Origin of the sequence: Collinsella tanakaei (assembly GCF_030373545.1) — a bacterium.
Taxonomy (GTDB): Bacteria; Actinomycetota; Coriobacteriia; order Coriobacteriales; family Coriobacteriaceae; genus Collinsella; species Collinsella tanakaei_C.
In genome coordinates, this window is the sequence record NZ_JAUDCO010000011.1 from 1 (window position 1) to 26,761 (window position 26,761).

The 26,761-nt window shown below is 65.1% G+C and carries 19 protein-coding genes; 14 read left to right on the top strand and 5 right to left on the bottom strand.

Features of this window, described 5'->3' with window-relative positions:
* The 3 genes from coaE to uvrB form a co-directional block, all read left to right on the top strand.
* On the top strand, positions 1-848 hold an 848-nt coding region (gene coaE, locus QUW00_RS08370), incomplete at its 5' end, for a dephospho-CoA kinase (protein WP_289613932.1).
* A 1-nt stretch (position 849) separates the two neighbouring features.
* A complete protein-coding gene (locus QUW00_RS08375; protein ID WP_289613933.1) occupies positions 850-1,431 on the top strand; it encodes a lytic transglycosylase domain-containing protein in 582 nt (193 codons plus the stop codon).
* Positions 1,432-1,448: 17 nt separating this feature from the next.
* Entirely contained in the window at positions 1,449-3,680 is a 2,232-nt protein-coding gene (gene uvrB / locus QUW00_RS08380) for an excinuclease ABC subunit UvrB (RefSeq protein ID WP_289613934.1), read from the top strand.
* 367 nt (positions 3,681-4,047) lie between these two features.
* Here the strand turns inward: uvrB and QUW00_RS08385 are convergent, their stop codons facing one another.
* From QUW00_RS08385 to QUW00_RS08395, 3 genes are all read right to left on the bottom strand, one after another.
* Positions 4,048-5,700 carry an NAD(P)/FAD-dependent oxidoreductase gene (locus QUW00_RS08385; RefSeq protein ID WP_289613935.1) on the bottom strand — a complete coding sequence of 551 codons (1,653 nt, stop codon included), beginning with the start codon at positions 5,698-5,700 and terminating at the stop codon, positions 4,048-4,050.
* 76 nt (positions 5,701-5,776) lie between these two features.
* Complete coding sequence (locus QUW00_RS08390) at positions 5,777-7,066, bottom strand: FAD-dependent oxidoreductase (protein WP_289613936.1); 1,290 nt, start codon at positions 7,064-7,066, stop codon at positions 5,777-5,779.
* Complete coding sequence (locus QUW00_RS08395; protein WP_289613937.1) at positions 7,067-7,912, bottom strand: Mrp/NBP35 family ATP-binding protein; 846 nt, start codon at positions 7,910-7,912, stop codon at positions 7,067-7,069.
* Positions 7,913-8,119: 207 nt separating this feature from the next.
* On the opposite strand from QUW00_RS08395, the gene QUW00_RS08400 reads away from it, so the two are divergent.
* A complete protein-coding gene (locus tag QUW00_RS08400) occupies positions 8,120-8,404 on the top strand; it encodes a type II toxin-antitoxin system RelB/DinJ family antitoxin (protein ID WP_289613938.1) in 285 nt (94 codons plus the stop codon).
* Positions 8,397-8,828 (top strand): type II toxin-antitoxin system VapC family toxin, encoded by a 432-nt coding sequence (locus tag QUW00_RS08405; protein WP_289613939.1) that lies wholly within the window; start codon positions 8,397-8,399, stop codon positions 8,826-8,828. The genes QUW00_RS08400 and QUW00_RS08405 overlap by 8 nt, the downstream gene beginning before the upstream one ends.
* A gap of 125 nt (positions 8,829-8,953) precedes the next feature.
* Here the strand turns inward: QUW00_RS08405 and QUW00_RS08410 are convergent, their stop codons facing one another.
* Entirely contained in the window at positions 8,954-11,533 is a 2,580-nt protein-coding gene (locus QUW00_RS08410) for an FAD-dependent oxidoreductase (protein ID WP_289613940.1), read from the bottom strand.
* A 147-nt stretch (positions 11,534-11,680) separates the two neighbouring features.
* Entirely contained in the window at positions 11,681-12,229 is a 549-nt protein-coding gene (locus QUW00_RS08415) for a GNAT family N-acetyltransferase (protein WP_289613941.1), read from the bottom strand.
* Positions 12,230-12,341: 112 nt separating this feature from the next.
* Here QUW00_RS08415 and QUW00_RS08420 point away from each other — a divergent pair, with 112 nt between their 5' ends.
* From QUW00_RS08420 to uvrC, 9 genes are all read left to right on the top strand, one after another.
* Positions 12,342-13,613, top strand: coding sequence for a sirohydrochlorin cobaltochelatase (locus QUW00_RS08420; protein WP_289613942.1), 1,272 nt, complete (start codon positions 12,342-12,344; stop codon positions 13,611-13,613).
* A gap of 138 nt (positions 13,614-13,751) precedes the next feature.
* Positions 13,752-16,625 (top strand): excinuclease ABC subunit UvrA, encoded by a 2,874-nt coding sequence (gene uvrA, locus QUW00_RS08425; protein ID WP_289613943.1) that lies wholly within the window; start codon positions 13,752-13,754, stop codon positions 16,623-16,625.
* 414 nt (positions 16,626-17,039) lie between these two features.
* Positions 17,040-18,356, top strand: coding sequence for an NlpC/P60 family protein (locus QUW00_RS08430; protein WP_289613944.1), 1,317 nt, complete (start codon positions 17,040-17,042; stop codon positions 18,354-18,356).
* An 80-nt stretch (positions 18,357-18,436) separates the two neighbouring features.
* Entirely contained in the window at positions 18,437-18,946 is a 510-nt protein-coding gene (gene ybaK, locus QUW00_RS08435; RefSeq protein ID WP_289613945.1) for a Cys-tRNA(Pro) deacylase, read from the top strand.
* Entirely contained in the window at positions 18,939-21,008 is a 2,070-nt protein-coding gene (locus tag QUW00_RS08440) for a murein biosynthesis integral membrane protein MurJ (protein WP_289613946.1), read from the top strand. Before ybaK ends, QUW00_RS08440 begins: the two co-directional genes overlap by 8 nt.
* A 36-nt stretch (positions 21,009-21,044) precedes the next feature.
* Complete coding sequence (locus tag QUW00_RS08445; protein ID WP_289613947.1) at positions 21,045-22,229, top strand: DegT/DnrJ/EryC1/StrS family aminotransferase; 1,185 nt, start codon at positions 21,045-21,047, stop codon at positions 22,227-22,229.
* Positions 22,230-22,406: 177 nt separating this feature from the next.
* Positions 22,407-23,426, top strand: coding sequence for a lipid II:glycine glycyltransferase FemX (locus QUW00_RS08450; RefSeq protein WP_289613948.1), 1,020 nt, complete (start codon positions 22,407-22,409; stop codon positions 23,424-23,426).
* Positions 23,427-23,436: 10 nt separating this feature from the next.
* The gene (locus QUW00_RS08455) at positions 23,437-24,711 is read left to right on the top strand and encodes a carboxylate--amine ligase (RefSeq protein WP_289613949.1); all 1,275 of its coding nucleotides are present in this window, start codon (positions 23,437-23,439) and stop codon (positions 24,709-24,711) included.
* On the top strand, positions 24,712-26,697 hold the full coding sequence (gene uvrC / locus QUW00_RS08460) for an excinuclease ABC subunit UvrC (protein ID WP_289613950.1): 1,986 nt from the start codon (positions 24,712-24,714) through the stop codon (positions 26,695-26,697).
* Positions 26,698-26,761: the final 64 nt, after the last annotated feature.

The following is a 26,761-nucleotide window of genomic DNA, read 5'->3' on the forward strand; positions in this document are numbered from 1 at the left end:
TAAGCCGGCCAGCGCCGATGGTACTGCGGGGTAAGCCCGTGGGAGAGCAGGGCGCCGCTGACCGGTGGACGGCGTTTTGTCATAAGGTCCGTGTGAGGAAGCTCACACGGACCTTTGGCTTTTCAGGCCCTTCGGGGCCTTTTTTCGTTTCTGGCATGGAGATGGGATGCGCTCTTCGCTTCTCCACTCGTATGCCCACTCGTTGCGTCACAATGACGTCCATGTTTACCTTGTTTCTCATCGGCAACATAGCTTCTGGAAAATCATCGGCTGCGCGGTACCTTGAGCGGCGCGGTGCGCTTCGCATTGATCTGGATGCTCTTGCCAAACGACTCTATACGCCTGGGTCTCAGGTGGTCAACGATATCGCCGATGCCTTCGGATGGGATATCCTTGACGAGTTCGGTGCATTGCGTACCGACATTCTTGCTCAGCGTGCCTTCGATGTTCCCGAGCATGCCCGTCTGCTCGATTCGATCGTGCATCCCGTTCTGCTTGAACGGCTGGGCGCGATGCTTCTTCCTTCGAATTGCTGTTCTGTTGTCACGCCGCACTATGAGCTCGCCGTCGTCGAGATCTCTGTTCCCGAGACGTTTACCGATGCTTTCGGTCTTGCTGATGAGGTGCTTGCCATAACGGCACCCTTTGACGTGAGGCGCGCACGCGCTCTTGCTCGCGGCATGTCTCAGGAGGATTTCGAGGCCCGAGCGCTTTGTCAACCCGATGAGGACACCTTGTGCACGCTTGCTGACACGGTGTTCGATAATTCCGGTGATGAGCACGGGCTCATAGCGTATCTCGATGCTTGGCTCCACGAGCGCGGGCTTCTTCAGGGCGGTGAGCGCTGATATGAAGAGACGAGTTCACTTCCTCGCCTGGTACCGCGTATTGCCGCTTCTCATCGTATTCGCGTTCGGCGCCTTTTCGTGGGTTTACGCCTACGCGCCCGCGCCGCTTTTCCGACTTTTGTATCCCCTCGATTATGAGGAGCAGATTCTTGAGTCGGCAACGGCGCATGGCATCGATCCCTATCTGGTCTCGGCTGTTATCGACACCGAATCCGGCTGGGATGCGTCCGCTCTTTCGAATAGGGGGGCCTGTGGGCTTATGCAGCTCATGCCCGAGACCGCTCATGATATGGTTGCCAAGGGTCTCGTCGATGGGTCACGATATGATGCGGACGACCTTACCGATCCGGAGACGAATATCGAGATCGGCTGCGCCTACCTTTCCTATTTGACGTCGTATTTCAACGGGGCGACCGATCATGCCGTTGCCGCGTACAATGCCGGCATGGGAAATGTCGACTCGTGGACGAGCGAGGGCGCTGACCTTGAGGATGCCATCACCTTCCCTGAAACCCAGGCGTATCTCGCGCGCGTCACGTCCGCCCACGATCGTTACCAGCAGCTGTATCCAGAAGCCTTTTAGGGATTTGAGGTGACCGTATGCCTGCATTCGAGGTTGAGCGTGTCGGCGGCGAGCTGAAGCGCTTCGGAGTTGCCGGCGAGGGTGCTCGTTTCGAGGTCGTTGCGCCCTATGAGCCCTCGGGAGATCAGCCCCAAGCTATCGAATCCCTTGTGCAGGGCGTGAGAGATGGAGATCGTTACCAGGTTCTGCTGGGCGTGACCGGTTCGGGCAAGACCTTCACCATGGCAAAGACGATCGAGGCGCTCGGCAAGCCGACGCTCGTCATGGCTCCCAACAAGACGCTTGCAGCACAGCTCGCCAGCGAGCTCAAGGAGTTTTTCCCGCATAACGCCGTGGTGTATTTCGTCTCCTACTACGACTACTATCAGCCCGAGGCGTATGTGCCCTCGAGCGATACCTACATCGAGAAGGACTCCTCGATTAACGAGGAGGTCGAGATGCTGCGGCATCAGGCGACTGCAAGCCTGCTGTCACGGCGAGACGTCATCGTGGTCGCATCCGTCTCCTGCATCTACGGCATCGGTAGCCCGGAGGACTATGCGGGTCTGGCTCCGAACGTGGACAAGAAGGTGCCGCTCGAGCGCGACGACTTCATCCATGAGCTCATCGACATTCAGTACGACCGAAACGATTTCGACCTGGCACGCGGAACATTCCGCGTGCGCGGCGACGTCGTGGACGTCTTCCCTCCCTATGCGGAACATCCCCTGCGCTTTGAGTTCTTCGGCGATGAGGTTGAGCTCATCGCCGAGATTGACGAGGTGACCGGCGAGCTGCTGCGCGAGTACGATGCCATTCCCGTGTGGCCCGCCTCGCACTACGTAACCGAGAAGCCCAAGGTGACGCATGCCTTGAAGACCATCGAGGAAGAGTGCGAGCATCGCGTGGCCGAGCTCAAGGCCCAAGACAAGCTGCTCGAGGCCCAGCGTCTTCAGCAGCGTACGGATTACGATCTTGAGATGCTCGAGACGATGGGCTTTTGCACGGGTATCGAGAACTACTCGCGTCACTTGGACGGCCGCAAGCCCGGCGAGCCGCCCTACACGCTCATCGACTACTTCCCGAAGGACATGCTCTGCATCATCGATGAGAGCCATGTGACGGTGCCGCAGATCCGCGGTATGCACGAGGGCGACCGTTCGCGCAAGGTGACGCTGGTGGAGCACGGGTTCCGCCTGCCGTCGGCCCTCGATAACCGCCCGTTGCGCTTCGATGAGTTCGAGGCGCGGATTCCGCAGTTCATCTACGTGAGCGCGACGCCGGGTGACTACGAGCTGCGCGTGAGCCAGAACAACGTGGAGCAGATCATCCGCCCGACCGGTCTGCTCGATCCCAAGATCGATGTGCGGCCGGTCCGCGGGCAGATCGACGACCTGCTCGACGAGATCCGCACGCGCACGGCGCGCCATGAGCGCGTGCTGGTCACGACGTTGACGAAGCGCATGGCCGAGGACCTGACCGACCATCTGCTCGATGCGGGCGTGAAGGTCAACTATATGCACTCGGACACCGCGACGATGGACCGCGTCGACATCTTGCGCGACCTGCGCCAGGGCAAAATCGATGTGCTCGTGGGCATCAATCTGCTACGTGAGGGCCTCGACTTGCCCGAGGTTTCCCTTGTGGCGATCCTCGATGCCGACAAAGAGGGCTTCCTGCGCAACCGGCGTTCGCTCATCCAGACAATCGGGCGCGCCGCGCGTAACGCCGACGGCGAGGTCATCATGTACGCGGACACCGTCACCGATTCGATGCGCGAGGCGATCGACGAGACGAATCGACGTCGCGGCATCCAGATGGCGTTCAACGAGGAGCACGGTATCGAGCCCAAGACGGTCCGCAAGGCGATTAACGACATCTCGAGCTTTATCGCCGAGGCGACAGAGAACGTGGGGAAGCGCAACCGTAGCCGCGGCGACACACTCGGCCATGGGGAGTTCTTCACGCCCGCCGACGGTGCCGACGAGTCCGGGATCACGCCGGGTGCGAAGCTCGCCGAGGAGCTCGCTGGCCTGCCTGCCGACGAGATCGCGCGCATTATTGCCACGATGGAGGAGGACATGCGCAGCGCCTCGGAGGCTATGGACTTCGAGGAGGCGGCGCGTCTGCGCGACGCGCTTGTGCATCTCAAGGCGGTGGTCGAAGGCGGCACCGAGGAGGAAGTTATCGAGCGGTTGCGTCGCGACGCGCGCAAGGGCAGTGTGTTCGGCGGCGGGCGCAAACGCCAGGGCTGGAAGGGCAAGCACTAACGCCGGAGAGGGCCGTCCAGCGCATCCGAATCGGTTCGTTTTCGCGGATCTGGTCACGACACGCCGATTCCTGTCGGCTCAAGGTCTTGCGCGTGCGTTCTGCGGCAGCCTGAGCTCCCGTACCGCTTCGCTCTGGCTGCTCGCACGGGGACAGGAACTCGATGACGTGCTCGGATGAAATATAAGGCATTATGAAATTGCTTATCCATCGTCGGGGGCGTACAGGAATCGTCGTCTCGTGACCACGATTGCGATCATGAGCGCTCCGTGCCCGTCCAAAGCGCGCCGGACGGTGCATAAGGCGATCGAATATCCTGCTCGTTGGGTCAAAGCATCGCGACAACGCAGCCGTGTGCCGCAGGGCGCCTTATGAGATGGTCTGGAGATCGGATATCAGGGCCTCAGCGCAGCGAATGCCGTCGGTGGCGGCGCTCATGATGCCGCCTGCGTAGCCCGCGCCCTCGCCGCACGGATAGAGACCCGGCGCTCCGATCGCCGCGCAGGCGCGGTCGCGCACAACGGTGACAGGAGAGCTCGAGCGCGTCTCGACGCCGGTGAGCACGGCCTCAGGGTTATCGTAGCCGCGCAGACGGCGGCCAAGGGCGGGGATGCCTGCACGGAGGGTGTCGATGATATGCGCGGGCAGGGTTTCATCGAGAGAGGTCCACGTGACGCCGAGTGCATAGGTCGGCTTGATGCGGCCGCCCGTCGTGCTCGCCCGGCGCGCGATGAAGTCTCCCACCAGCTGTGCCGGGGCATGGTAGTCTCCGCCTCCGAGTTCGAAAGCGCGGCGTTCGCAGGCGCGTTGCAGCTCGATGCCGGCGAGGGGATCGGTTCCCGGAAGATCTGCGGGGTTGACGTTCACGAGCAGCGCCGCGTTGGCGTTTCGCCCGGCGCGTGCGTACAGGCTCGCACCGTTGACGACCACGCCGCCGGCCTCCGATGCGGCCGCCACGACCTCGCCGCCCGGACACATGCAGAACGTAAAGAGGTTACGGTTGTTGGGAAGGTGCGCCACAAGCTTGTAAGGCGCTGCTCCCAGAGCGGGATGTCCCGCCGCCCGCCCGTATTGCGCTCGGTCGATATCGGCCTGGAGGTGCTCGATGCGCACGCCCATGGCGAACGTCTTGCGTTCGAGCGCGAAGCCGCGCCGGCGCAGAAGCTCGAAGACGTCGCGTGCGGAATGGCCGCAGGCGAGAATGACCTGCGAGGTCGCGATGCGCTCGGTCTTGCCGCCCTGCTCGACGCTCAACGCGCGCGGCGAACCGTCGGCAGCGCGCTCGATGTCGATCATGCGGCAGCGGAAGCGGACCTCGCCGCCGTGTGCACGAATCTCGTCGACGATATGCGTGACGACGGCGGGCAGGATGTCGGACCCCACATGGGGCTTGGCGTCCCAGAGGATCTCGCGCGGAGCGCCGGCCTCGACCATGGTCTGGAGGATGAGCCGATGAGCGGGGTTTTTCGTGCCGGTGTTGAGCTTGCCGTCCGAGAAGGTGCCGGCGCCGCCCAAGCCGAACTGGATATTGCTTTCGGGGTCGAGCGTGCGGGTGCGCATGAAGCGCTCGATCGTCTCGGTACGCCGCGCTGCGTCATCGCCGCGCTCGATGAGTAGCGGTTTGAGCCCGGCATGGGCGAGTGTGAGCGCGGCGAAGAGGCCAGCGCACCCGGCGCCAACGACGACAGGCTGCGTGGCGCCTGCTCGCACATGTGCGGCAGATGCCGGAAACGCGGGCGCGTCGTCGTCGACGATACGCAGGTTCTTGCGCTGCTCGGCGGGGATGCGTGACAGGACGTCCTGCTCGTTGAGATGCTTGTCAAGCCCGATACGGGCGCTCAGAACGAAATGGACGTCATGCTTCTTGCGGGCGTCCACTGACTTGCGATGGAGCTCGATACGGGCGATATCAGCCTCTGGGAGCCCCAGAAGCCGCTTTGCAGCAGCACGGCACACCGCAAGACAGGACGCCTCGGTCGTCGCCTCGTCCAGGTTCGCGCGAATCTGCGAGAGTTCGAGCATGAATCGCCTTTCTGTTGCATCGGTGCCAAGCGGTCATGGTACCGATGGTACCGCATATCGTTTGCTGGGCGCGTGCCTACCGTCCTGCACCGGCGCGCAGGCCGGAAAGCCATGCCCAGGCAAGATTGAACCCGCCGCAGTCGGCATCCATGTCGAGGGCTTCGCCGCAGATGGTCAGCGCCGGGGCGATGTCGGGGCGAACCGTGAGGTCGGACAGGGTGACGGCGCTAAAGGGAATGCCGCCGCGCCGCACCTGGGCGCTCGCGTGCTCGGACGTGCCCAGGACCTCGAGGGCAAGGTGCTTGGCAAGGTGCGCGTAGGCGCCGCAGGTGTGCCCGTCCGGTTCGGCGATGGTGGCGATATACGCGCCGAGTCGGCCGTCGAGCAGGCCGCAAAACCAGGGGGCAGTCATCTGGGCGGGATCGCCGAAGACGGCGGCGCGCGCTTCGAAAAGTCGCACAAGCTCCGCTTCGCCATAGATGGGAAACAGATCGATCTCCACGACATCGCCGGCGGAGCAGCGGCGTGAGAGGTCGAAGACGACGATGCCCGAGATGCCGTACGAGCGGAAGAGGACCTCGCCGTCCTCTGTCCATAACGGCGCGCCGTCGCGGATGAGGGAGAGCCGACAGTCGACGCGAAGACCGTCGAGATGATCGAATGCGATGGAGCGAGGATCGTGTCGGAGGAAGTCTGCGGGTCGACAGGCGACGGGGCACAGCACAGGTTCCTCAGCGATATGGGGAAGACCGAACATCTCGGCCATGTGTTCCGACGATCCTCCGCAGGCAATGATGACACGGCGCGCGCATACGGTCTCGCGCGTGCGCTCGGCGCAGCGAAGCTCCTTGCGCAGCGCGCGAACAAGAGCTTTGAACTCGGTGATCGGCTTTTTCGGCGGCGATAGGGGCTTGGTCGGTCTTGAGATCTCGAGACGCCAGCAAGCATCCGCTTCATCGAAGCCGGCACCGACGATATCCGTGCATGTGCGCAGCTCGGCATGCGGCGCCACCGCCATGAGCAGGGCGTCGCGCACGGAGTCGGCTCGCTTGCTGTAGGGGTAAAGCCTGCCGTCGACCTCGCAGGTCAAAAGGCCGATCGAGTCGAAGAAGGCGGCGAGTTCGTCCTCGGGATGTTCGCCCATGACGGTGCGGGCGATGTCGGGATGGCGGTAGCGCGCGGGGTCGAGGTGGGCGTTCGACAGATTGCAGCGCCCGTTGCCGGTAGCCAAGATGGGCAGCCCGAGCTCGACATCGCGTTCGATGACGATGACCGAGTCCCCCGCGCGCGCGGCAGCGATGGCGGCGGCGAGCCCGGAGGCGCCGCCGCCGACGATCGCGACGTCGTATGTGATGGGTGCGGGCACTTAGGCCTGCTCGGAGGGCTCGTCGCCCTCATGGGACTCGACGGCCTTGACCGCGGCGAGCGCGAGCGGCAGGGTGCCGGCCAGAAGCTCGGTCTCGATGGTGCCGGCATCGCAGGCGGCGGCGAGCGCCGGGTCGATGGGCAGACGGTCGAGAACGGGCAGGCTGTAGGTGGCGGCAACGTCGTCGAGCTTGCTTGCGCCGAAGATCTCGATCGCGCGCCCGCAGTCGGGGCACTGCACGTAGCTCATGTTCTCGACGATGCCGAGCACGGGCACGTTCATCTTGTCAGCCATGTTGACCGCCTTGGCGACGATCATGGACACGAGGTCCTGCGGGCTCGTGACGACGACGATGCCGTCGACCGGCAGAGACTGGAACACGGTGAGCGCGACGTCTCCCGTGCCCGGGGGCATGTCGACGAGCAGGTAGTCGAGCGGGCCCCAGGAGGTGTCGCTCCAGAACTGCTTGATGGCGCCGGCGATGACCGGGCCGCGCCAGAGCACGGGGTCGGTCTCGTTTTGGAGCAGCAGGTTGGACGACATGACCTTGACGCCGCCCTCGGAGATCTCGGGCAGCAGCAGCTTGCCCAGGCCGTGGGCGCGGCGATCGCCCATGCCGAACATGCGGGGGATGGACGGGCCGGTGATGTCGGCGTCGAGGATGCCGACCTTGGCGCCGCCGCGGGCGAGCTCGACGGCAAGCGAACCGGTCACGAGCGACTTGCCGACGCCTCCCTTGCCGGAGAGTACGGCGATGACGCGCTTGACCTCGGAGAGGTTGTTCTCCTCAAACTGCATCGGGGCGCTCTGCCCGCCGGCAGCCTGGGCGTGTTCACAGGTGCTCATGGGATGATCCTTTCGATAGAACCCGGCGCGACGATACCGTGCGCGGCGCCGGGCACTCAATGGTTGGCACGGGTCCATTGTACCCGTCCGCAGCGGGCGATTGCGCGCGGGATGCATCGCGATGGCGGGGCGGACTTTCCCAGTGCACGCTCTTGACGGATGCAGGCAGTGTTTGTATGGTGTAGACGTGTATACAAAGGAGGAGCCATGGCCACAGCTGTTATTTCCGGTCGGGTTGACGAGCGCATCAAAGAGCGCGCGGATGCGTACCTCCGTGCTGCCGGGCTCCAGGCGGGAGACGTGATCCGCCAGGTGTGGGAGCGCATCGCCCGTACCGGGGAGATTCCCGTCGACGAGGGGCGTGAGGCAGCTGTCGAAGAAGACCCGCTTGAGAAGCTCATGGCGCTTCGCGTATCGTTCGGTTCGTCGGAGGAGCTCAAGCACCTTACCGATGAACAGATGAGAGAGATGATTGCGAGCAGATATGCGTAACTTCAACGATCGAACGCTGCTTTTCGATACGAACGTACTGCTCGATGCAATCGTCGAGGGCAGGCCTGAATCCCATGAGGCGTGGGATGTCTTGTGTCGATGCAACGGCGGCGGGGATTTGGGTATGGTCACCTCGGGTTCCCTTAAGGATGCGTACTATGTGCTCTGCCGTTATGGGAAGGAAGCCGAGGCGCGTCAGGCGGTCAAGACGCTCATGGAGCTGCTCGTCATCGCGCCGATGGGGGTGGAGGAATGCGAGCTTTCCATCCATTCGAACGAGCCAGATTTTGAGGACGGGCTCGTGCGGGCATGCGCCGAGCTGAACAACGTCGATTTCATCCTCACGCGTGATGCTGCGGCGTATCGTGCATCCAAGGTGCGCGCGATGACGTGCTCGAAGTACCTCGAGATCTGCGAAGGGTGACGGCGAGGGTGGCACGGCGCAAGGCGGTCGCCCTTCTGTCGGTAGCATAAGGCGGGATACAAGGCGGGGTGCAGTCCGGATCGTGGACTGCACCCCGCCTTCCGTGTCGATCGCCCGCTCGGGTCCTAGCAGGTTGCCCCGCCCACGACCTGCTTGTTGAGGATGGCCTCCTTGTCGATGGGGGCGGTCAGGAGCTTGTCCTGCACATAGTCGAAGCCCAGGCGCGCGACGGTGTCGGCAAAGCGCTCGCCTGAGATTCCCTCGTCACGGAAGAACAGAATGGCGCGCTCCACGACGTCCATGACCTCGTCCTCGCTGGTGAAGATCTTATCCAGCGCTCGGCCATGCGCGGTCTTCTTGCCCCAGCGGCCGCCGATGTAGACCTTGTAGCCGGCGAGTCCCTCGGTCACGGCATCGAACGGGCAGGAGCCGATGCAGCGCCCGCAGTGGTTGCACGCAGAGCCGTCGATGGTGATCTTTCCGTCCGGTCCGACCTGCGCGTCGCCCATGGGACATGCCTTCACGACCTGGCAGACCTTGCAGGCGCGGCACTTCTCAAGATCGATCTGCGGCACGCGCTGACCGACGATGCCCAGGTCGTTGAGGTCGGGTTTGACGCACATGTTGGGGCAGCCGCCCACGGCGATCTTGAACTTGTGCGGCAGCTCGATGCCGTGGTAGCCCACGTAGAAGCGCTCGTGCAGCTTCTCGGACAGCTCGAAGGTGTCAATCAGACCATACTGGCACGTGGTGCCCTTGCAGCTCACGACCGGGCGCACCTTGGAGCCGGTACCGCCGGCATCCAGGCCGTGGTCCTGCAAAAACGCGATGCAGGCCTCGATGTTGTCGTAGGGGACGCCCTGGATCTCGAGGGTGAGGCGCGTGGTCATCGTGACCTCGCCGGAGCCGAACGTCTCGCTCGCCTCGGCCACGATCTTCTGCTCTGCAGCGGTCAGCTTGCCGTTGCGCGTGATCACGCGAATGTTGAACACGTCGTCGAAGCGCTTGTCCTGCAGGCAGCCCAAGCCCTTCAGGCGCTTGATCTCGGCGGCGGGAAGCTTGTTGCCCGGCTTGCGGGCGACCTTGACCTCGTTGAAGGTCATGCCGCCCTCGAGCACGCGCGTGTTGGTGTAGCCGGCCGCCTTGAGGCGGTTCTGCGCGAAGTAGCCACGCTTGCCCTTGGCGCACACGAGCAGGAGCTTCTCGTCCTTTTCGTGACCGGGCAGCCCGTCTGGGCCGATCTTGGTGAGGTCCACCCATTGTGCGCCGGGGATCGTGGGCGCGGGCAGAACGTCGATGACCTCGTAGTCTGTGGCGGCGCCCGCGGCGTACTCGGCGGGGGTGAAGCTTTCGAGCTCGCCGGCGAGCTTGTTTTCCAGGATGTAGCCGGCGGTGACGAGCGGGTGGATCGCGGTTGAGAACGGCGGCGCGTAGGCGAAATCCATCATGTCGAGATCCTCGACCGCGAGCTTTTGATACAGGGCGGCCACCACGACGTCGACGACCTTGTCGACCGCGCCCGCGCCGAGCACCTGTACGCCGAGCAGGCGATGCGTCTGCTTGCAGGCGATGAGCTTGATGAAGAAGCTCGCCGAGCCGGGGTAGTAGTGGGCCTTGTCGTCCACGATGCAGACGATGGACTCCGGATCGAAGCCGGCCTCGCGCGCCGCAGCCTCGGTGAGGCCGCAGCGGCCACCGTTGAGCGTCGGGAGGATTCGCACCACGCCGGTGCCGAGCGCGCCGGGATAGGCGGTCGGCGCACCCGTGAGCGTACGGGCGAGGGCGCGGCCGCAGATGTTGGCCGTGGACCCCATGGCGCTCCACTGCGGCTTGCCGGTGATGAAGTTTCTCACCTCGGCGCAGTCGCCGGCGGCGTAGACGTCGGGCAGGTTGGTTGCCATGTGCTCATCCACGAGCACGCAGCCCTTGAGCATCTCGACGCCGGAGCCCTCGAGCCATGCCGTGGCGGGGCGGATGCCGATGGCGAGCACCGCGACGTCGGCGGCAAACGAGCCGTTTGCCGTCTGCACGCTTGCAACGCGACCGTCGCCCGCGATGCCGGTGAGCGCGGCGCCGGTGACCACGCGGACGCCCGCCGCCTTGAGCTGACGCTTCGCGAAGTCGGCCATCTCGGGGTCGAAGACGTTGGGCAGAATCTGGGGCATCGCGTCGATCACGGTGACGGAGAGGCCACGGGCGAGCAGGCTCTCGGCGACCTCAAGGCCGATAAAGCCGGCACCCACCACAACGGCGTGCCGGCACGCGTTTTGCTCCACATAGTCGCGCAGGCCGCAGGCATCGTCAGGCGTGCGCAGGCAGAAGACGCCCGCAAGGTCGCATCCCGCCACATCCGGCACGAACGGCGCCGCGCCCGTGGCGATGACCAGCTTGTCGTAGGTCTCGGTGCCCTCGCTTCCGTCCGCGCGGCGGACGCGCACCGTATGCGCGGCGGCGTCGAGCCCGGTGGCCTCCGTGCCGGTCTCCACCTCGACGCCGGTGAGGCCGGCGTACGCGGCGGGCGTGTTGACGATGAGGTCCTCGCGCGCGGGGATGTCGCCGCTTACGTAATAGGGCAGCCCGCAGCCCGCATAGCTGATGTCAGCGCCCTTGGTGACGACCTTCACCTCGGCGGAGCGATCGCAGCGCTTGATCTTGGCGGCGGCCTTGGTTCCGGCTGCCACGCCGCCGACGACCAGGTACTTCATATGACGTCCCCTCTCTGAGACAGGACGCGCGGTCGGGTTGGCCGTGCGCGCCCGTATACCCGTGTGTCTATGATAGGCCCGCGGCGCGGTCGGGACGGGTGGGAAATACTCCGAAGGGGGAGCGCGTCGGGCTGTAAGGGAGGCGTGTCAGCCGGCGACGCGTTTCTCCATGATGTAGTCGTCCATGACGAAACCGGAGCCGATATCGGTCCGCACGGCGTCGATCGTCTCGAAACCCGTTCCCTTGTAGGCGCGGATGCCGAGTTCGTTGCCCTTGTTGACGGTGAGGTACATCGCGCGCAGGCCGCGCTCGCGGCAGAGCTGCTCGTAAAAGGCGACCACGGCGCTCCCGAAGTGCTTGCCGCGCTCGTCGGCGCGCAGGTAGATCTTGCTGATGAAGAAGCGCGACGTCTCGGACTCGACGTGTCCGCCCGTGTAGCCGACGATGCGGCCGTCGTCGGCGGCGCGCACGAACCAGTATTCGTACGCGTGCTCGACCATATCGCGCCGGATCGCGGAGGGGCTCTGGAAGCGCTCGATCATGTATTCGGTCTGGTCCGCACCGATGAGCGCCGGCCAATACGCGCGCCAGATGGTGCCCGCGAGCGCGGCGAGCGCATCGGCTTGCTCGAACGCGACGGCCTCGAAAGTCGCCGGCGCACCCGGCAGATGAAGGGTGTTCGCTGCGGTATCCATGCAGCTCCTCCCGTGACGGTTGCGATATGGCCTTCAGTCTAGTTGAGGAGTAAGGTAGAGCCATCCTGCCGACGGAATTGGCTTCAGGATGTAACACGGGGGAGGTGCTGCCATGGAGCGGCCGGAAGGGCATCGCGGGTTGCTCGTGGTCGAGAGCGGGTATGCGGATTCTCATGTCCGCGCTACCTACGTCGAGCCGCTCGAGCGGGAGCTGATCGACGCCTTTTACCGCGATACGACCGACGCGGTACCGGTCCGCATCGCCTCTGCGGGCACCCATGCGCACGCAGGGGCGGGCCCTGCGGGGCTGGACGTCGCCGCCGCGCTCGAGGAGCTTTGGGCTGCGGGCGTGCGCGATGTGACGGTCGCCCCGACGCACCTGATCGACGGCGCATCGTATGAGGGGGTGCGGCGAGCCGTGCGCACGAAGGTGCGTCTGTTCGACGCGGTGCGCCTGATGCCTCCCTTGCTCTCGTCCGCGTCCGATGCGGCCGCCCTCGCGCGAGCCGTCGACAGCCGTTATCCGCGTCGGGAGCGCGAGGCGGTCGTGCTCGTCGGGCACGGTTCCGATGGGGCGGGGCAGCTTGCGTACCTGGCGCTCGGCTACGAGCTGCATGCCCGGGGCCGCAGTGACGCGGCGATCGGGGTGCTTCGCGGGGACCCGTCGTGTTCTGCGGTGGCAGCCGAGCTCGCGACCGCTGGCGTCGAGACCGTGACGCTTGTCCCGCTCATGGTTGCCGCCGGACGCCATGCGCGTCGTGATGTCCTCGGCACTGAATGCGAGAGCTGGGCTAGCTGTCTCAAGGCTGCCGGGTTCACCGTGCGGGCGGCGGCAGACGGCCTGGGGGCGTGGCCCGAGGTCCGGGCGCTGGCGTGCGAGCACCTGGACCGTTCGGTTCAGGTCGTCGCGGGTGAGGATGGGCCCGTGTCGCCATGCGGCGCGAGCCGGTTCCCGCTCTTTGTCGACCTTGCGGGCGCACGCTGCCTGGTGGTCGGGGGCGGGGAGGTCGGATGCCGCCGCGCCGCCGCGCTCGCGCGCTTCGGGGCCCGTGTGACGCTGGTGGACCCCGCTTTCCGCGACGAGGGCCGCCGCGTCGCCGCCGAGCTGCTCGCACGTCCCTATCGTGCGGGTGACGAGGACGGGTGCGCGCTGGCGGTCGCCGCCACGGACGATCGCGCGGTCAACCGCATGCTGGGCGAGCGCTGCCGCCGCCTCGGCATACCGGTGTCGGTGGCGGACGCGCCCGACGAGTGCACGTTTTTCTTCCCCGCCCTCTGCGAGGGGACCCATGCGGTCGCGGGCGTCGTCTCGCGCGATGCCACGCCGGACGGCCATGCCCTGACCGCGCGGGTCGCCGCGCAGATCCGCGCCATCCTGCCTTAGAGACGGATCGCGTACGGGCGATGTGCGCCGAACACGACATGGGCTTCCCGTGTTCGAACGCGCATACGAACACATGTCCGGTATCAAAACGGGTAGACTGGTGCCCGCATATCCCCATGGCGTTCCGAAAGGATTCCCATGTCAGAATCATCCATCGTCATCCGCGGCGCCCGCGAGCACAACCTGCGCGACATCGACGTCGAGATCCCGCGCGACAAGCTCGTCGTGATCACCGGCCTGTCGGGCTCGGGCAAGTCGAGCCTGGCGTTCGACACCATCTACGCCGAGGGCCAGCGCCGCTATGTCGAGAGCCTGTCCAGCTACGCGCGCCAGTTTCTGGGGCAGATGGACAAGCCCGACCTCGATTCCATCGACGGCCTGTCCCCGGCGGTGTCCATCGACCAGAAGACCACGAGCAAAAACCCGCGCTCCACGGTGGGCACGGTCACCGAGATCTACGACTACCTGCGCCTGCTGTTCGCCCGCGTGGGCACGCCGCACTGCCCGGAGTGCGGCCGCGTAATCGAGCGCCAGACGACCGACCAGGTCGCCGACAAGATCATGGCGGCGGGTTCGGGCCGTCGCGCCCTGGTGCTCGCGCCGGTCGTCACCGACCGCAAGGGCGAGTTCGCCAAGCTCCTCGACGACCTGCGCCGCGAGGGCTTCTCCCGCGTGCGCATCGACGGGGAGGTCCACAGCCTGGACGATCCCATCGAGCTCGATAAGAAGTACCGGCACACCATCGAGGTGGTGGTCGACCGCATCGTCATCCGCGAGGGCAGCGTCGGCCGCATCGCCGAGGCGGTCGAGCAGGCGACGAAGCTCGCGAGCGGTCGCGTGGCGGTGTACCTGCTGCCCGACCGCGACGCGCCGGAAGGGACGCCGGGCGATCTGCTCTCGTACTCGCTGGCGCTCGCGTGCCCCGAGCACGGCCACTCCATCGACGACCTGCAGCCGCGCGACTTCTCCTTCAACGCTCCCTACGGCGCGTGCCCCGAGTGCGACGGCCTGGGTTTCAAGAAGGTCGTGGATGCCGAGGCGCTCATCGAGGACCCGAACCTCTCCATCGAGGAGGGCGTGTTCGGAAGCTTCTTCGGCAAGTCCAACTACTACCCGCAGATCTTCCGCGCGCTCGCCAAGCACCTGAAGGTCGACCCCACGACGCCGTGGCGCGACCTGCCCGCCCGCGTGCGCAAGATCTTCCTCGACGGCCTGGGCGACAAGAAGATGCGCGTCGACTATCACACGCAGGACGGGCGCGACACCCACTGGTTCACCAAGTACTCCGGCGTGCGCAACATCCTGTACGAGCGCTATATCGAGACGACCAACGACAACACCAAGGCGCGACTCGAGAAGTACATCCGCGAGGAGCCGTGCCACGCCTGCCATGGAGCTCGCCTGCGTCCCGAGATGCTCGCCGTCACGGTGGGGGACAAGTCCATCTACGACGTGTGCTGCATGAGCTGCCGCGAGTCGCTCGAGTTCTTCGAGGCCCTTGAGCTCACCGAGCGCCAGCAATTCATCGGCGGGCGTATCGTCAAGGAGATCATGGAGCGCCTGCGCTTTCTGGTGGACGTGGGTCTGGACTACCTCACGCTCGACCGCGCCTCGGCGACGCTGTCGGGCGGCGAGGCGCAGCGCATCCGCCTGGCAACGCAGATCGGCGCGGGCCTCATGGGCGTGCTCTACATTTTGGACGAGCCGTCCATCGGCCTGCATCAGCGCGACAACGAGCGCCTCATCGCCACGCTCGAGCGCCTGCGCGACCTGGGCAATACGGTCATCGTGGTCGAACACGACGAGGATACGATCCGCGCGGCGGACTTCGTGGTGGACATGGGACCGGGCGCCGGCGAGAACGGCGGCGAGGTGGTGTGCGCCGGCTCGCCCGACGAGATCATGGCCTGCTCGGCCTCGCTCACCGGAGCCTACCTCACGGGCAAGCGCATGGTGCGCCTGCCCGACGAGTGCAGGAATCCCGGCCGCGGGGCCCTCGTGGTCCGCGGGGCGCGCGCCAACAACCTCAAAAACGTTACGGCCAAGATCGAGTTTGGCACGTTCACCGTGGTCACCGGCGTGTCCGGCTCGGGCAAGAGCTCGCTGGTGACCGACACCATCGCGCCGGCGCTCACCAACGCCATCCACCACTCCGCCCGCCCGGTCGGTCCCTATCGCGCCATCGAGGGCATGGAGCAGATCGACAAGGTCATCGACATCGACCAGTCGCCCATCGGGCGCACGCCGCGCTCGAACCCGGCGACCTATATCGGGCTGTGGGACGACCTGCGCGCGCTGTTCGCCAGCGTACCGGAGTCCAAGGCACGCGGCTATTCGCCCGGTCGCTTCAGCTTCAACGTTTCCGGCGGCCGCTGCGAGGCCTGCAAAGGTGACGGCCAGATCAAAATCGAGATGCACTTCCTGCCCGACATCTACGTGCCGTGCGAGGTCTGCGGCGGCAAGCGCTACAACCGCGAGACGCTCGAGGTGCTCTACCGCGGCAAGTCCATCTCGGACGTGCTCGACATGTCCGTGACCGAGGCGCTGGCGTTTTTCGGCAACATCCCGCAGATCAAGCGCAAGCTTCAGACGCTGTATGACGTGGGCTTGGGCTACGTCCGTTTGGGACAGCCCGCCACGACGCTGTCGGGCGGCGAGGCGCAGCGCGTGAAGCTCGCCAAGGAGCTGCACCGCAAGCAGACGGGCAAGACCTTCTACATCCTCGACGAGCCGACCACCGGTCTGCACTTCGAAGACGTCCGTCAACTCATCGACGTGCTGCAGCGCCTGGTCGATGCCGGCAACACGGTGCTCGTGATCGAGCACAACCTCGACGTCATCAAGGTCGCCGACCGCATCATCGATCTTGGTCCCGAAGGCGGTAACGGCGGCGGTCGCATCGTGGTGGCAGGTACGCCCGAGCAGGTCGCGGCGTGCCCCGAGAGCTATACGGGACGGTTCCTGGGTCCGATTCTTGCGCGCGACCGCGAGCGGCAGGCGGGCTTGATCTAGAGACGCCGCGGTTGGCCGGCGACGTGTTCCATGGGTTGGTTGGGGACGTGTTCCATCCAACCCATTTTTGCGTGAAAATGCCCCAGAGGCCTTTTGTTATTGAGAAATGGGTTGGGCGGAACACGTCCCCAACCAGCCCACGTCACCGGCCGACCCGAGGGGTTCGACTTGCCCGTATGCGCAGGGACAAGGGTCTGTTTGGCGACTGTTCTGTTCGCCTGACACCCCCTGCGAACTGGGGTTGAAGCTCAACTTGAAGCTTAACTTGGTGTGGAGTGCGGATGAATCGTTTTGGGGATGGCGCCGGCTGCTGATAGAATGTGGCCTACATTGAGTCTTTCGCACGAGAAAGGACGATGACCGACACGAGCGCTCGCAGACAGAAGCGCAGCGCACCGTTAGGAGATGTACTTCATGGCGCACTTTAAACGTAGCCTCACCGCCATTCCCGTTTTCGGCCTGAGCTTCGCGCTCATGGCAGGGCTTGGCCCCGTTCCCGCTATGGCGGCATCGTCGGCCGAGCTCCAACAGCAGCTGGATGTCGCTTCCGAGCAGCTTCACTCCCTGTATTCCGCCGCCGAGCAGGCGGGGAACGACCTCATCACGGTCAACAACGACCTGAACGAGACCAAGCAGAAGATCGAGGACACGAAGGCCCAGATCGCTGAGGAGGAAGAGCAGCTCGCCATCTCCCAGGGGGAGCTCAGCGAGCTGGTGACCAACCAGTACAAGACGGGTGGCAACGCGAGCATCGTCTCGGTGCTGCTCAACTCCGGCAGCTTCACCAACCTGATTTCCAACCTGCACTATGCCGACAAGGCGGCCGAGCACAAGCAGGACGTCATCACGACCACCCATGAGCTCATGACCTCCCTCGAGGAGAACAGGCAGAGCCTGGAGGAGGAGAAGGCGAAGCAGGAGAAGCTCGTCGCCGAGCAGCAGGAGAAATCCGATGCGGCGAACGCGGCGGCGGCTGAGGCGCAGGCCTACTACGACCAGCTCTCCGATGAGCTGAAGGAGCAGCTGGCTGCCGAGGAGGAGGCCGCTCGCCGCGCTGCGGCCGAGCAGGCCGCGCAGCAGGCTGCGGCCAATGGCGGTTCCGAGGACTCCTCGACCGACGGCGGCAGCGACAACCAGGGCGGCGGCTCCGACAGCTCGCACGATGATTCTGACTCCGGTTCCGACTCCGACGGCGGTTCTGACTCCGGCAACACCAGCTCCGGTGGCAACACGAGCTCCGGCGGCGGTTCCAACTCCGGCGGCGGTTCCGGTTCCGGCTCCGGCGGCGGCTCGGGTTCCGGCGGCGGTTCCGGCTCCGGCGGTGGCTCAACTTCGAGCGGTCCGACCTCGAGCGCGAGCGCCATGGTCAGCCGCGCCACGAGCATCATCGGCTCGGGCTACTCCTATTCCGGCTACAGCTGGACGGGCGACCCGAGCACCTCTTGGTTCACCTGCTCGGGCGTTGTCGACTACGCGCTCGGCCTCGGTCCGTGGTCGAACAGCCCTGAGTCCCTTATGGGCAAGGTCCAGAGGCGCGGCACGTGGACCACGAGCGTGAGCAACCTGAAATACGGCGACCTCGTGTTCTTCACCTCGAGCGGTCGCTATTGCGGCCACGTCGGCATCTACATCGGCGGCGGCTCCATGATCGACTCCATCCCCGGCGCTGGCGTCGGCTACCGCACGCTCGATTACATCGGCGGCTTCATCGGCGGCGGCTCCATCGTCTAGCAGCTCGGGCCGCAAACGTGGACGCAGACGGCTCCAGGGCATCGCGCCTTGGGGCCGTTTTGATATGAGAGGGGAGGACCATGGGTCGCAAAGAGAAGGTCCAGAAGACCAATGCCATGCGGGAGCTGGAGCGAGCCGGCATCCCCTTCGAGGTCAAAACCTATGAGGTCGACGAGGACGACCTGTCGGGCATCCACGTTTCCGAACAGCTAGGAGAGGATCCCGGGCAGGGATTCAAAACGCTGGTCACGGTCGCTCCGAACGGGAATCACGTCGTGTGCTGCATACCGGTCGCCGAAGAGCTCGACCTGAAGGTCGCCGCACGCGCTGCGGGCGAGAAGTCGCTGGCGATGATGCACGTTCGCGATCTGCTCGACACGACCGGCTACGTTCGCGGCGGATGCTCACCGGTGGGCATGAAGAAGCGGTTCCCCACCCTGATCGATGAGGGTTGCATGCGCTATGAGCGGATTTTCATCTCTGGCGGCAGGCGCGGCATACAATTGATGCTCGATCCGCATGACCTGATTTCCCATACCGGCGCGACCGTCGTCGCGCTGTGCAGAAAGGGCGAGAGTTCGCATGACTGATGAGTTCGATACCAAGATCGAGCGGAAAGCCCCTGGCCGTCATTTCAAAACGACGGATGCTGCTGCGTCGGCGGGCGATGACGGCTCGGCGCCTGCGCGCGCGCATGTCGCCGCGCGCCCGGGCGCTTCACCCGATGAGACGACTGCTTTCTTGATCTCTGCGGGCGTCGACCCCGCACGCATAGGCGCCACCCCGGCTGACGGGCCCTGCGCCTCCGACGACGAGGTCTTCGGGGTCGCCCCTGCACCTTCGCCCGAAACGACGGCGGCGTTCATGGCGGCAACCCAATACGATTCTGCCGCCTCCGTCGGGTTCAACGCGCCGCGCCCCGACGAGTCCGCGCAGTTCGCGCTCGTGGGAGACCCCACGCCCGACGCGTGGGACGACGACGGCCCCTTCGTCGACAGCGCGCGCATAGAGACCGAATCGCACGAAGGCGTAGACGAGGCGATTGAGCACCATGACGATGAGGAGGCGAGCGTTGCCGATGTCGGCCGTTCCGCTGCGCTCATGAGCGGCCTGGTCATCATCAGCCGCATCACCGGTTTCTTCCGGACGTGGGCCCAGGCGTTCGGTATGGGCACGACGCTGGTCGCCAGCGCCTTCACCGTCGCCAACAACATGCCCAACGCCCTGTATGAGCTCGTCATGGGCGGCATGCTCGTCACGGCGTTTCTGCCGGTGTACGTGTCGACCAAGAAGAAGGCGGGGCGCGTGGGAGCCTGCGCGTATGCGTCCAATCTCCTTTCGCTTGTGACGCTGCTCATGGGTGCGCTGTCGGTCCTGTCGTTCATCTTCGCTTCCGAGATCATCTGGACACAGGCGTTCAACGCGTCCTCTGAGTTCAACTTCGACCTCGCCACGTATTTCTTCCGCTTCTTCGCCATCGAGATCGTGCTCTACGCGCTGTCCTCGGTCATCTCGAGCATCCTCAACGCGGAGCGCGATTATTTCTGGTCGACAGCGGCGCCGATTGCCAACAACGTGGTGATCACGGTGGCGTTTCTCATCTACGGACTGATCGTCGAATCGAATCCCCAGGCGGGCATCCTCGTCCTCGCCATCTCCAATCCGCTCGGTGTGGCGGTGCAGGTCTTCATGCAGGTCCCCGCCCTTGCGCGCCATGGCGTGCACCTGTCGCCGCGCATCGACATCCATGACCCGCTCATCCGCGAGACGCTCTCCATCGGTATCCCGACCTTTGTCGTGGCGGTCGTGTCGTTCGCGACGACGTCCGTGCAGAGCGCCTGCGCCCTGTCGGTCAATCCGGGAGGCGCGTCGATCACGTACTACGCTCGTATCTGGTATATCCTTCCGTACTCGGTGTTTGCCATCCCGATCACGACGGCCATGTTCACCGAGCTGTCCTCGTATGTGGCAAGCGGTCGCATGAAGCGTTTTGTCGACGGCCTTGCCAACGGGTCGGGACAGATTCTGTTCCTGCTCATTCCCTTCGCCCTCTACCTCATGGTGTTCGCGCCGTGCCTGTCCAATATCCTCAAGAGCGGCCGTATGTCCGCCGAGGACGTCGACATCCTCTCCACGTACATCGTGTGGCTGTCCATATCGCTTCCCGGGTACGGTCTGTGCACGTATCTGCAGAAGGCGTGCTCCTCGCTGCGCAAGATGAAGCTCTTCGCGGTCGCGGAGTGCATCGCCGGCACCATCCAGATCGTCATGTGCCTGGTGTTCACCCCGGTGTTCGGCTTCAACGTCGTCGGTTTCAGCTCGACGTTCTTCTTCGTTTCGATCGACCTGGTCACCCTGCTGTTCCTGCGCCATGAGCTCGGCCACATCGGTTTTATGTCCATGATCGTCGCCGGCGTGCGCGCCCTTGCTCTGGGCCTTCTGGGAGCCGGTGTCGGCCTGGCGATACTCACCGGTCTTCAGATGTTCGTGGGTCCGCTCGCCGAGGGCGGAATCCTGCGCGCGCTCGCCTATGCCGTCGCCGGCGGCGTGCCCGCCGTGCTGATCACGTTCGGTGCGGGCATCGCTCTCAAGCTTCCCGAGGTCTCGTTCATCAGCTCGCTCGTGTCGAGCGTTTTGCCGCGCCGCTCATAAGGCCCCGCTTCGTACGGCGCAAGGAAAGGACACCCGATGAATCGTTTGCCCGAAGAGGATCGCATCGCCGAGATTTTGGCCGGCCTCACCGGAACGCGACCGCAGGATTGGTACCTGACGTTCAAGGCGCGCCACGCGATGCTCCTGGCGTTTCGTGCGGTGCGCGGGCAGATGGGTCCCGGAACGGTCGTCACGCAGCTGCTGACGTGCTGCACGGCGGTGGATCCCATCATCGCGGCGGACCTGACGCCGCGCTATGCCGAGGTGTCCCGCTGCGCGGCGTCGATCTGTCCGGAGAAGCTGTCGCTGCTCCCGGATGACCGGGCGGTCGTCCTGCAGCATACCTACGGTCTGATCGACGAGACGGACAGCGAGAACCTGGTTCGCATCGCCCACGAAGCGGGGCTTCCGGTCATCGAGGACTGCGCCCACTGCGTAGGGCGCATGGCGCGCGGACGCGGCTCGGCCCCGCTCGCCGATATCTCGGTGCACTCCTTCGGCGTCGCCAAGATGCTTGACTCGCAGTACGGCGGCGCGGTGTGGGTGAACCCGGATTCGCCCTTTGCCGACGTGTGCCGCGATCTTCGCGACCGCTTGGCGTCGTTGCCTGTCGCCGGCGCTGCCCTCACCGCGCGTACGAAGACCTTCATCTTCTGGAATCGCGTCTTCAACCATCTGCCGACCGGGGTGTCGCGCTGGCTCAGGCGTACGGTTGCCGCAGCCGGGCTGTTCGAGCCGGCGGTGTCGGACGAGGAGCGCCGCGGTCGGGTGTCTCACGAGCCGCTTCGTCCGAGCGCCGAGGTGTGCCGTCGCGCCATCGAGGCGTTCGCGGGGCTCGAGGATCGCGAGCGCGTGCGCGCCGAGGCCGTGGAGGTGTACCGCGATGCATTCGCCGACATGCCGGGCGTCGAGACCTTCTCGTCCGCGATGTCCGGTCCGGTGCAGCCGCTTCTTAAGTTTCCGGTGCTCATGGCCGACCGCGACCGTGCCGAGCGCGCGGTATCGGGTGCCTGCGAGGCGGGGTACTACACCGAGGCCTGGTATCGCCCGTACCTGGGCCCGGGCGTCCTCGACGAGGAGGTGTATTGCGTCCCCGAGGACACGTCGTCGGTCGCGGTGTGCCTGCATATCGTGGATACGCTCGCCACGCTGCCGTGCCATGCGGGCGCCGAGGGCGCACGCGCGGTCGTAGAGGTCGTACGCGATATCGCCGCAAGATAGGGGCGGGCGTTTCGCGCTGCCATCCGCAGGCTTCCGGATGGCCGGATGCCTGCGGGGCTTATGCGACGGGCCGTGGTCTCTTCATAGATTGAGCCTTGCATCCGCGGGGCCATGCGCTCCATGAAGTATGATGAGCTGTTGGTAACCAAACGTCATCGAAGGATGGAGTACGACGCGATGCAGGTTATAGAGCTCTCGCGCACCGACTACGAGCAGCGGGCCGCAGCTTTTCCCGTACCCGTACCCATAGAGCAGCTGCCCGTGTGGCAGGACTTGGAAGATACCGTTCCCGGCCGTTCGGCCTGGGGGTACGCCGCGATCATGGAGGGGGAGCGCGAGCTCGCCCTGATCTCGCTCGTCCAGTACGAGACCCACGGCTACCGGTATCTGCGTGCCCATCACGCTCCCGTGTGGGCGGAGGAGCCCACGCCCGAGCAGGAGTCCGAGGCGCTTGAGGCGCTGGCCGATTTCGTGCGTCGTCGCGACGGCAAGCAGGTGTTCATGCGTCTGGCGGTCGCGCACGAGCTGCCCCTGACCGCACCGTGCCTGTCGACGCTTCCCTACGACACGACCGTCGTGATCGACCTCACCGGCGGCGACGACGAGATTCTCGCCCGCATGAAGCCGCGTGGCCGCCGCGATGTGCGAAAGGCCCTGCGCGAGTGCACGCTCACCTTCTCCGATGAGACCGAGCGCGCCATCGCGTCGTTCGACGAGTACTACGAGGTCATGGTCGAGACCGCCGCGCGCGATGGCTTTACCCCCGCTCCTGCGGAGGACTACCGCAACATGCTGCAGATCCTCGGTCACGATCACTGCCGTCTGTTCGCCGGTCGCGACGAGGATGACCGGGTGATCACCTGGACCATCGCCACCATCGCGGGCACGCATGCGACGCGCTACTACGGCGCCTCGCGTTCCGGTGCGGCGCGCAACCTCGCCACCGACCGCCTCATCTATTTCGAGTGCTGCGAGCTTGGACGCATGGGCTGCGCCGAATACGATCAGATGGGTATCGGAAGCGAGTTCCAGCCCGCGACGATGGGGCTCAACACCTTCAAGACGAAGTTCGCCAAAGACGGGGTTCGCACCGTCGCCCCCGATCGGGACGTTCCCATCAAGAAGACGTTTTACCGTGCGCTCGTGGCGGCAAAGTCCGCCCGCAACGCCCTTCGCTCGGCCAAACACGACAAATAGGGGTTTCGCCATGACCGATGCCATCCGCACCATCTCCGAGTCCGAGCTTCCCGAGCGCCTCGTTCCGGTCGCGCTCGGCGGAGAGATCATGTCCTACTCGTTCGCGCGCTGTTTTTACGAGGCGTACGGGGTCAAGACGATGGTTCTTTCCGCGGTCGACGTGCGCGCGACCTCCTCGAGCCGCCTGACCGACTACCGCGTGGTTCCCGCGATGGGACAGGGCGACGAGGCCATCATGGAGTACCTGCGTGGCCTGGGCGCCGAGCTCGCCGCGGCTGGCAAGGTCGCCATCATCTTCGGCAGCGCGGACTGGCACGCGCGCATCCTGTCCGTGAACAAGCAGGAGCTCTCGCAGTGGTTCGCGGTGCCCTATAACGATTTCGAGCTGCTCGACGAGATTACGCAGAAGGAGCGCTTCTACGAGATCTGCGAGGAGCTGGGCATCGACTACCCGAAGACGTGGTCGTTCGATTGCTCCGACCCCGATGTCCGCATCGATCCGTCGGCGTTCACCTATCCGCTCATCGCGAAGCCGTCCAATTCCGCGCGCTATGATCTCATGGATTTTCCTGGCAAGGAGAAAGTCTATGAGGTGCAGGGCCCTGATGAGCTCGTGCGCATCTTCGATTTGCTGCGCGACGCGGGCTACGACCGCGAGCTGGTCGTCCAGGATTTCATCCCGGGCGACGACGCGGCCATCCGATCGCTCACCACGTTCTCCGACGCCTCCGGTGAGGTTCGCGTCGTGTCCGGCGGCCAGGTCGTGCTCCAGGACCACTCCCCGGCGCGCATCGGCAATCCTATGTGCATCCTGCCCGAGCGCGTCGAGCCGATCATCGAGGCCGCAAAGCGGTTCTGCCGCCATGTGGGATATCGCGGCTTCGGAAACTTCGACATCAAGTACGATGAGCGTGACGGCAAGTACAAGTTCTTCGAGATCAACACCAGGCCCGGCCGCAACACCTACTACGTGGCACAGGGCGGCGCCAACATCGCCAAGCTGCTGGTGGACGAGTACATCTTGGGCCGCGAGATCCCCTATCAGGAGGCGTACGGCGACGTGCTGTACACCTGCGTTCCCGCGCGCGTGATCAAGACGTCCGTTCCCGACCCCGAGCTTCGCCGCCGCGTCCTTGCCATGTACCGTGCGGGCAAGGCGGACTATCCGTACAACTGGAAGGGCGACACGCTCGCCCACAAGCTGTGGTCGACGATCACCTATTTCCATCAGATCGAGAAATTCAAGCGCTACGTGGGCGATGTTCGCCGCGAGAAGGCGCACTAGATGACGACGCCGCTCGGACCGGGCGGCCTGCCCGGACGTCGCGTGAGCGTGGATGCCCACGATGCCGCCGCGGCGGCGCGCCATGTCGCCGAGGCGGGGGAGGGCGGAGGCCTCTCGCTGGCCGCGCAGGTGGCGCTGGTCCCCACCGATCCGGGCTGCTACCTGTGGAAGGACGCTGCGGGCGAGGTCATCTACGTGGGCAAGGCCAAAAACCTGCGCGCCCGCATGAAGCAGTACGTCCAGCTCACCGACGACCGCGAGAAGATTCCGCTCATGATGCAGCTTGTGGCGGGGTTCGATTACATCGTGGTGGACAACGAGCACGAGGCGCTCGTGCTCGAGCGCAACCTCATCGGCCAGTACCACCCGTACTTCAACGTCGACTACAAGGACGACAAGAGCTACCCCTATATCGCCGTGACCCATGGCGACCTGTTTCCCGCAATCAAGTACACCCGCGAGAAACACCGTCCCGGCACGCGCTATTTCGGCCCCTACACCGACGCGAAGGCCGCACGCGAAACCATCGACACCCTGCGCAAGGTGACGCCCATCTGCTCTGCCACCTGCGCGGAGTGGAAGCGCGTACGCCGGCTCATCCAAAAGCGGCCCGACGATGCGGACATCATCGGCCTGATCTGTGCGCAAAAGGGCCGTCCGTGCTTCGATTACCACGTGGGGCGCGGCCCCGGCGTGTGCGCGGGCATGATTGCGCCCGATGAGTACGCGAAAAGCGTCCGCCGGGTCGAGCGGTTCTTGTCGGGGCATCGCAGCGAGCTTGTTCGCGAGCTGAAGGACGATATGGCCGAGGCCGCCGCGGAGCTCGATTTTGAGCGGGCGGGGCGCATCAAACGCCGCCTGGAGGTCATCGACGGCCTGGACGACCGGCAGCAGGTCGTGTTCCCGACGAGCGTGGACATCGACCTTATCGGGTTCTATCGCGAAGAGACCATCGCCGGCGCATGCGTGTTCGTCGTGCGCGAGGGGCGTACGGTCCGCAGCTGCGAGTTCATTTTGGACAAGGGTCTCGATGTCACCGAGGACGAGCTGGTCGGCGGATTCGTCAAGCGCTACTACGACGAGACCGCCGATATCCCCGCCGAGGTCGACATCGCCATCGACCTCGAGGATGCCGACGTGGTCGCCGCGTGGCTTTCCGACAAGCGCGGTCGCCGCTGCACCCTGCATCGCCCGCAGCGCGGGGAGAAGCGCCACCTGCTCGAGACCTGCGAGCGCAATGCGCGCCACGCCCTCATGCGCTACATGGTGCGCACCGGCTATGCCGACGACCGCACGAACCAGGCGCTGCTGCAGCTCGAGAGCGCCCTTGCGCTCGACGGCCCGCCGATGCGCATCGAGTGCTTCGACATCTCTACGCTCCACGGCCGCTTTACCGTGGCCTCGATGGTGGTGTTTACGAACGGGCGTCCCGACAAGAGTCAGTATCGCCGCTTCAAGATTCGTGCCGAGCTCGACGAGGCGAACGACTTCCTGTCCATGTCCGAGGTGCTGGGCCGTCGCTATGCGCCCGAGCGCATGGCCGACGAGCGCTTTGGCAGCCGTCCGGACCTGCTGGTGGTCGACGGCGGAAAGCCCCAGCTCACCGCTGCCATGCGGCAGCTTGAGCAGCTCGGGCTGGACATCCCGGTGTGCGGTCTGGCCAAGGCGGACGAGGAGGTGTTCGTCCCGTGGGACGACACGCCGGTCGTCCTGCCGAGCGGGTCGGCCTCGCTCTATCTGATCAAGCAGGTGCGCGACGAGTCCCACCGCTTTGCGATCACGTTCCATCGCGAGCTGCGCGATCGCGCCATGACCGTATCGGTGCTCGACGAGGTGGAGGGCGTGGGGCCGACGCGCAAGAAGGCGCTCATGCGCCACTTTGGGTCCATGAAGCGCCTGCGGGCGGCAAGCGTCGAGGAGATCGCGTCCGTGAAGGGCATTCCCACCGCGGTCGCCCAAGCGGTGTACGATACCCTGCGTGCGTAAGGGATAGGTCCGCCGCGCCCGCGTTCACGCCCGTCCGCGCGGGTGGGTATACTGGTGGACAGAC

Excerpts from the sequence above, each read along its gene's own strand:
- QUW00_RS08385 (WP_289613935.1), bottom strand. The coding sequence starts at position 5,700 with ATGCTCGAACTCTCGCAGATTCGCGCGAACCTGGACGAGGCGACGACC.
- uvrA (WP_289613943.1), top strand. The coding sequence starts at position 13,752 with ATGTCAGAATCATCCATCGTCATCCGCGGCGCCCGCGAGCACAACCTG.
- ybaK (WP_289613945.1), top strand. The coding sequence starts at position 18,437 with ATGGGTCGCAAAGAGAAGGTCCAGAAGACCAATGCCATGCGGGAGCTG.
- QUW00_RS08405 (WP_289613939.1), top strand. The coding sequence starts at position 8,397 with ATGCGTAACTTCAACGATCGAACGCTGCTTTTCGATACGAACGTACTG.
- QUW00_RS08415 (WP_289613941.1), bottom strand. The coding sequence starts at position 12,229 with ATGGATACCGCAGCGAACACCCTTCATCTGCCGGGTGCGCCGGCGACT.
- QUW00_RS08430 (WP_289613944.1), top strand. The coding sequence starts at position 17,040 with ATGGCGCACTTTAAACGTAGCCTCACCGCCATTCCCGTTTTCGGCCTG.
- QUW00_RS08450 (WP_289613948.1), top strand. The coding sequence starts at position 22,407 with ATGCAGGTTATAGAGCTCTCGCGCACCGACTACGAGCAGCGGGCCGCA.
- uvrC (WP_289613950.1), top strand. The coding sequence starts at position 24,712 with ATGACGACGCCGCTCGGACCGGGCGGCCTGCCCGGACGTCGCGTGAGC.
- uvrB (WP_289613934.1), top strand. The coding sequence starts at position 1,449 with ATGCCTGCATTCGAGGTTGAGCGTGTCGGCGGCGAGCTGAAGCGCTTC.
- QUW00_RS08455 (WP_289613949.1), top strand. The coding sequence starts at position 23,437 with ATGACCGATGCCATCCGCACCATCTCCGAGTCCGAGCTTCCCGAGCGC.
- QUW00_RS08395 (WP_289613937.1), bottom strand. The coding sequence starts at position 7,912 with ATGAGCACCTGTGAACACGCCCAGGCTGCCGGCGGGCAGAGCGCCCCG.
- QUW00_RS08445 (WP_289613947.1), top strand. The coding sequence starts at position 21,045 with ATGAATCGTTTGCCCGAAGAGGATCGCATCGCCGAGATTTTGGCCGGC.
- QUW00_RS08375 (WP_289613933.1), top strand. The coding sequence starts at position 850 with ATGAAGAGACGAGTTCACTTCCTCGCCTGGTACCGCGTATTGCCGCTT.
- QUW00_RS08400 (WP_289613938.1), top strand. The coding sequence starts at position 8,120 with ATGGCCACAGCTGTTATTTCCGGTCGGGTTGACGAGCGCATCAAAGAG.
- QUW00_RS08410 (WP_289613940.1), bottom strand. The coding sequence starts at position 11,533 with ATGAAGTACCTGGTCGTCGGCGGCGTGGCAGCCGGAACCAAGGCCGCC.
- QUW00_RS08440 (WP_289613946.1), top strand. The coding sequence starts at position 18,939 with ATGACTGATGAGTTCGATACCAAGATCGAGCGGAAAGCCCCTGGCCGT.
- QUW00_RS08420 (WP_289613942.1), top strand. The coding sequence starts at position 12,342 with ATGGAGCGGCCGGAAGGGCATCGCGGGTTGCTCGTGGTCGAGAGCGGG.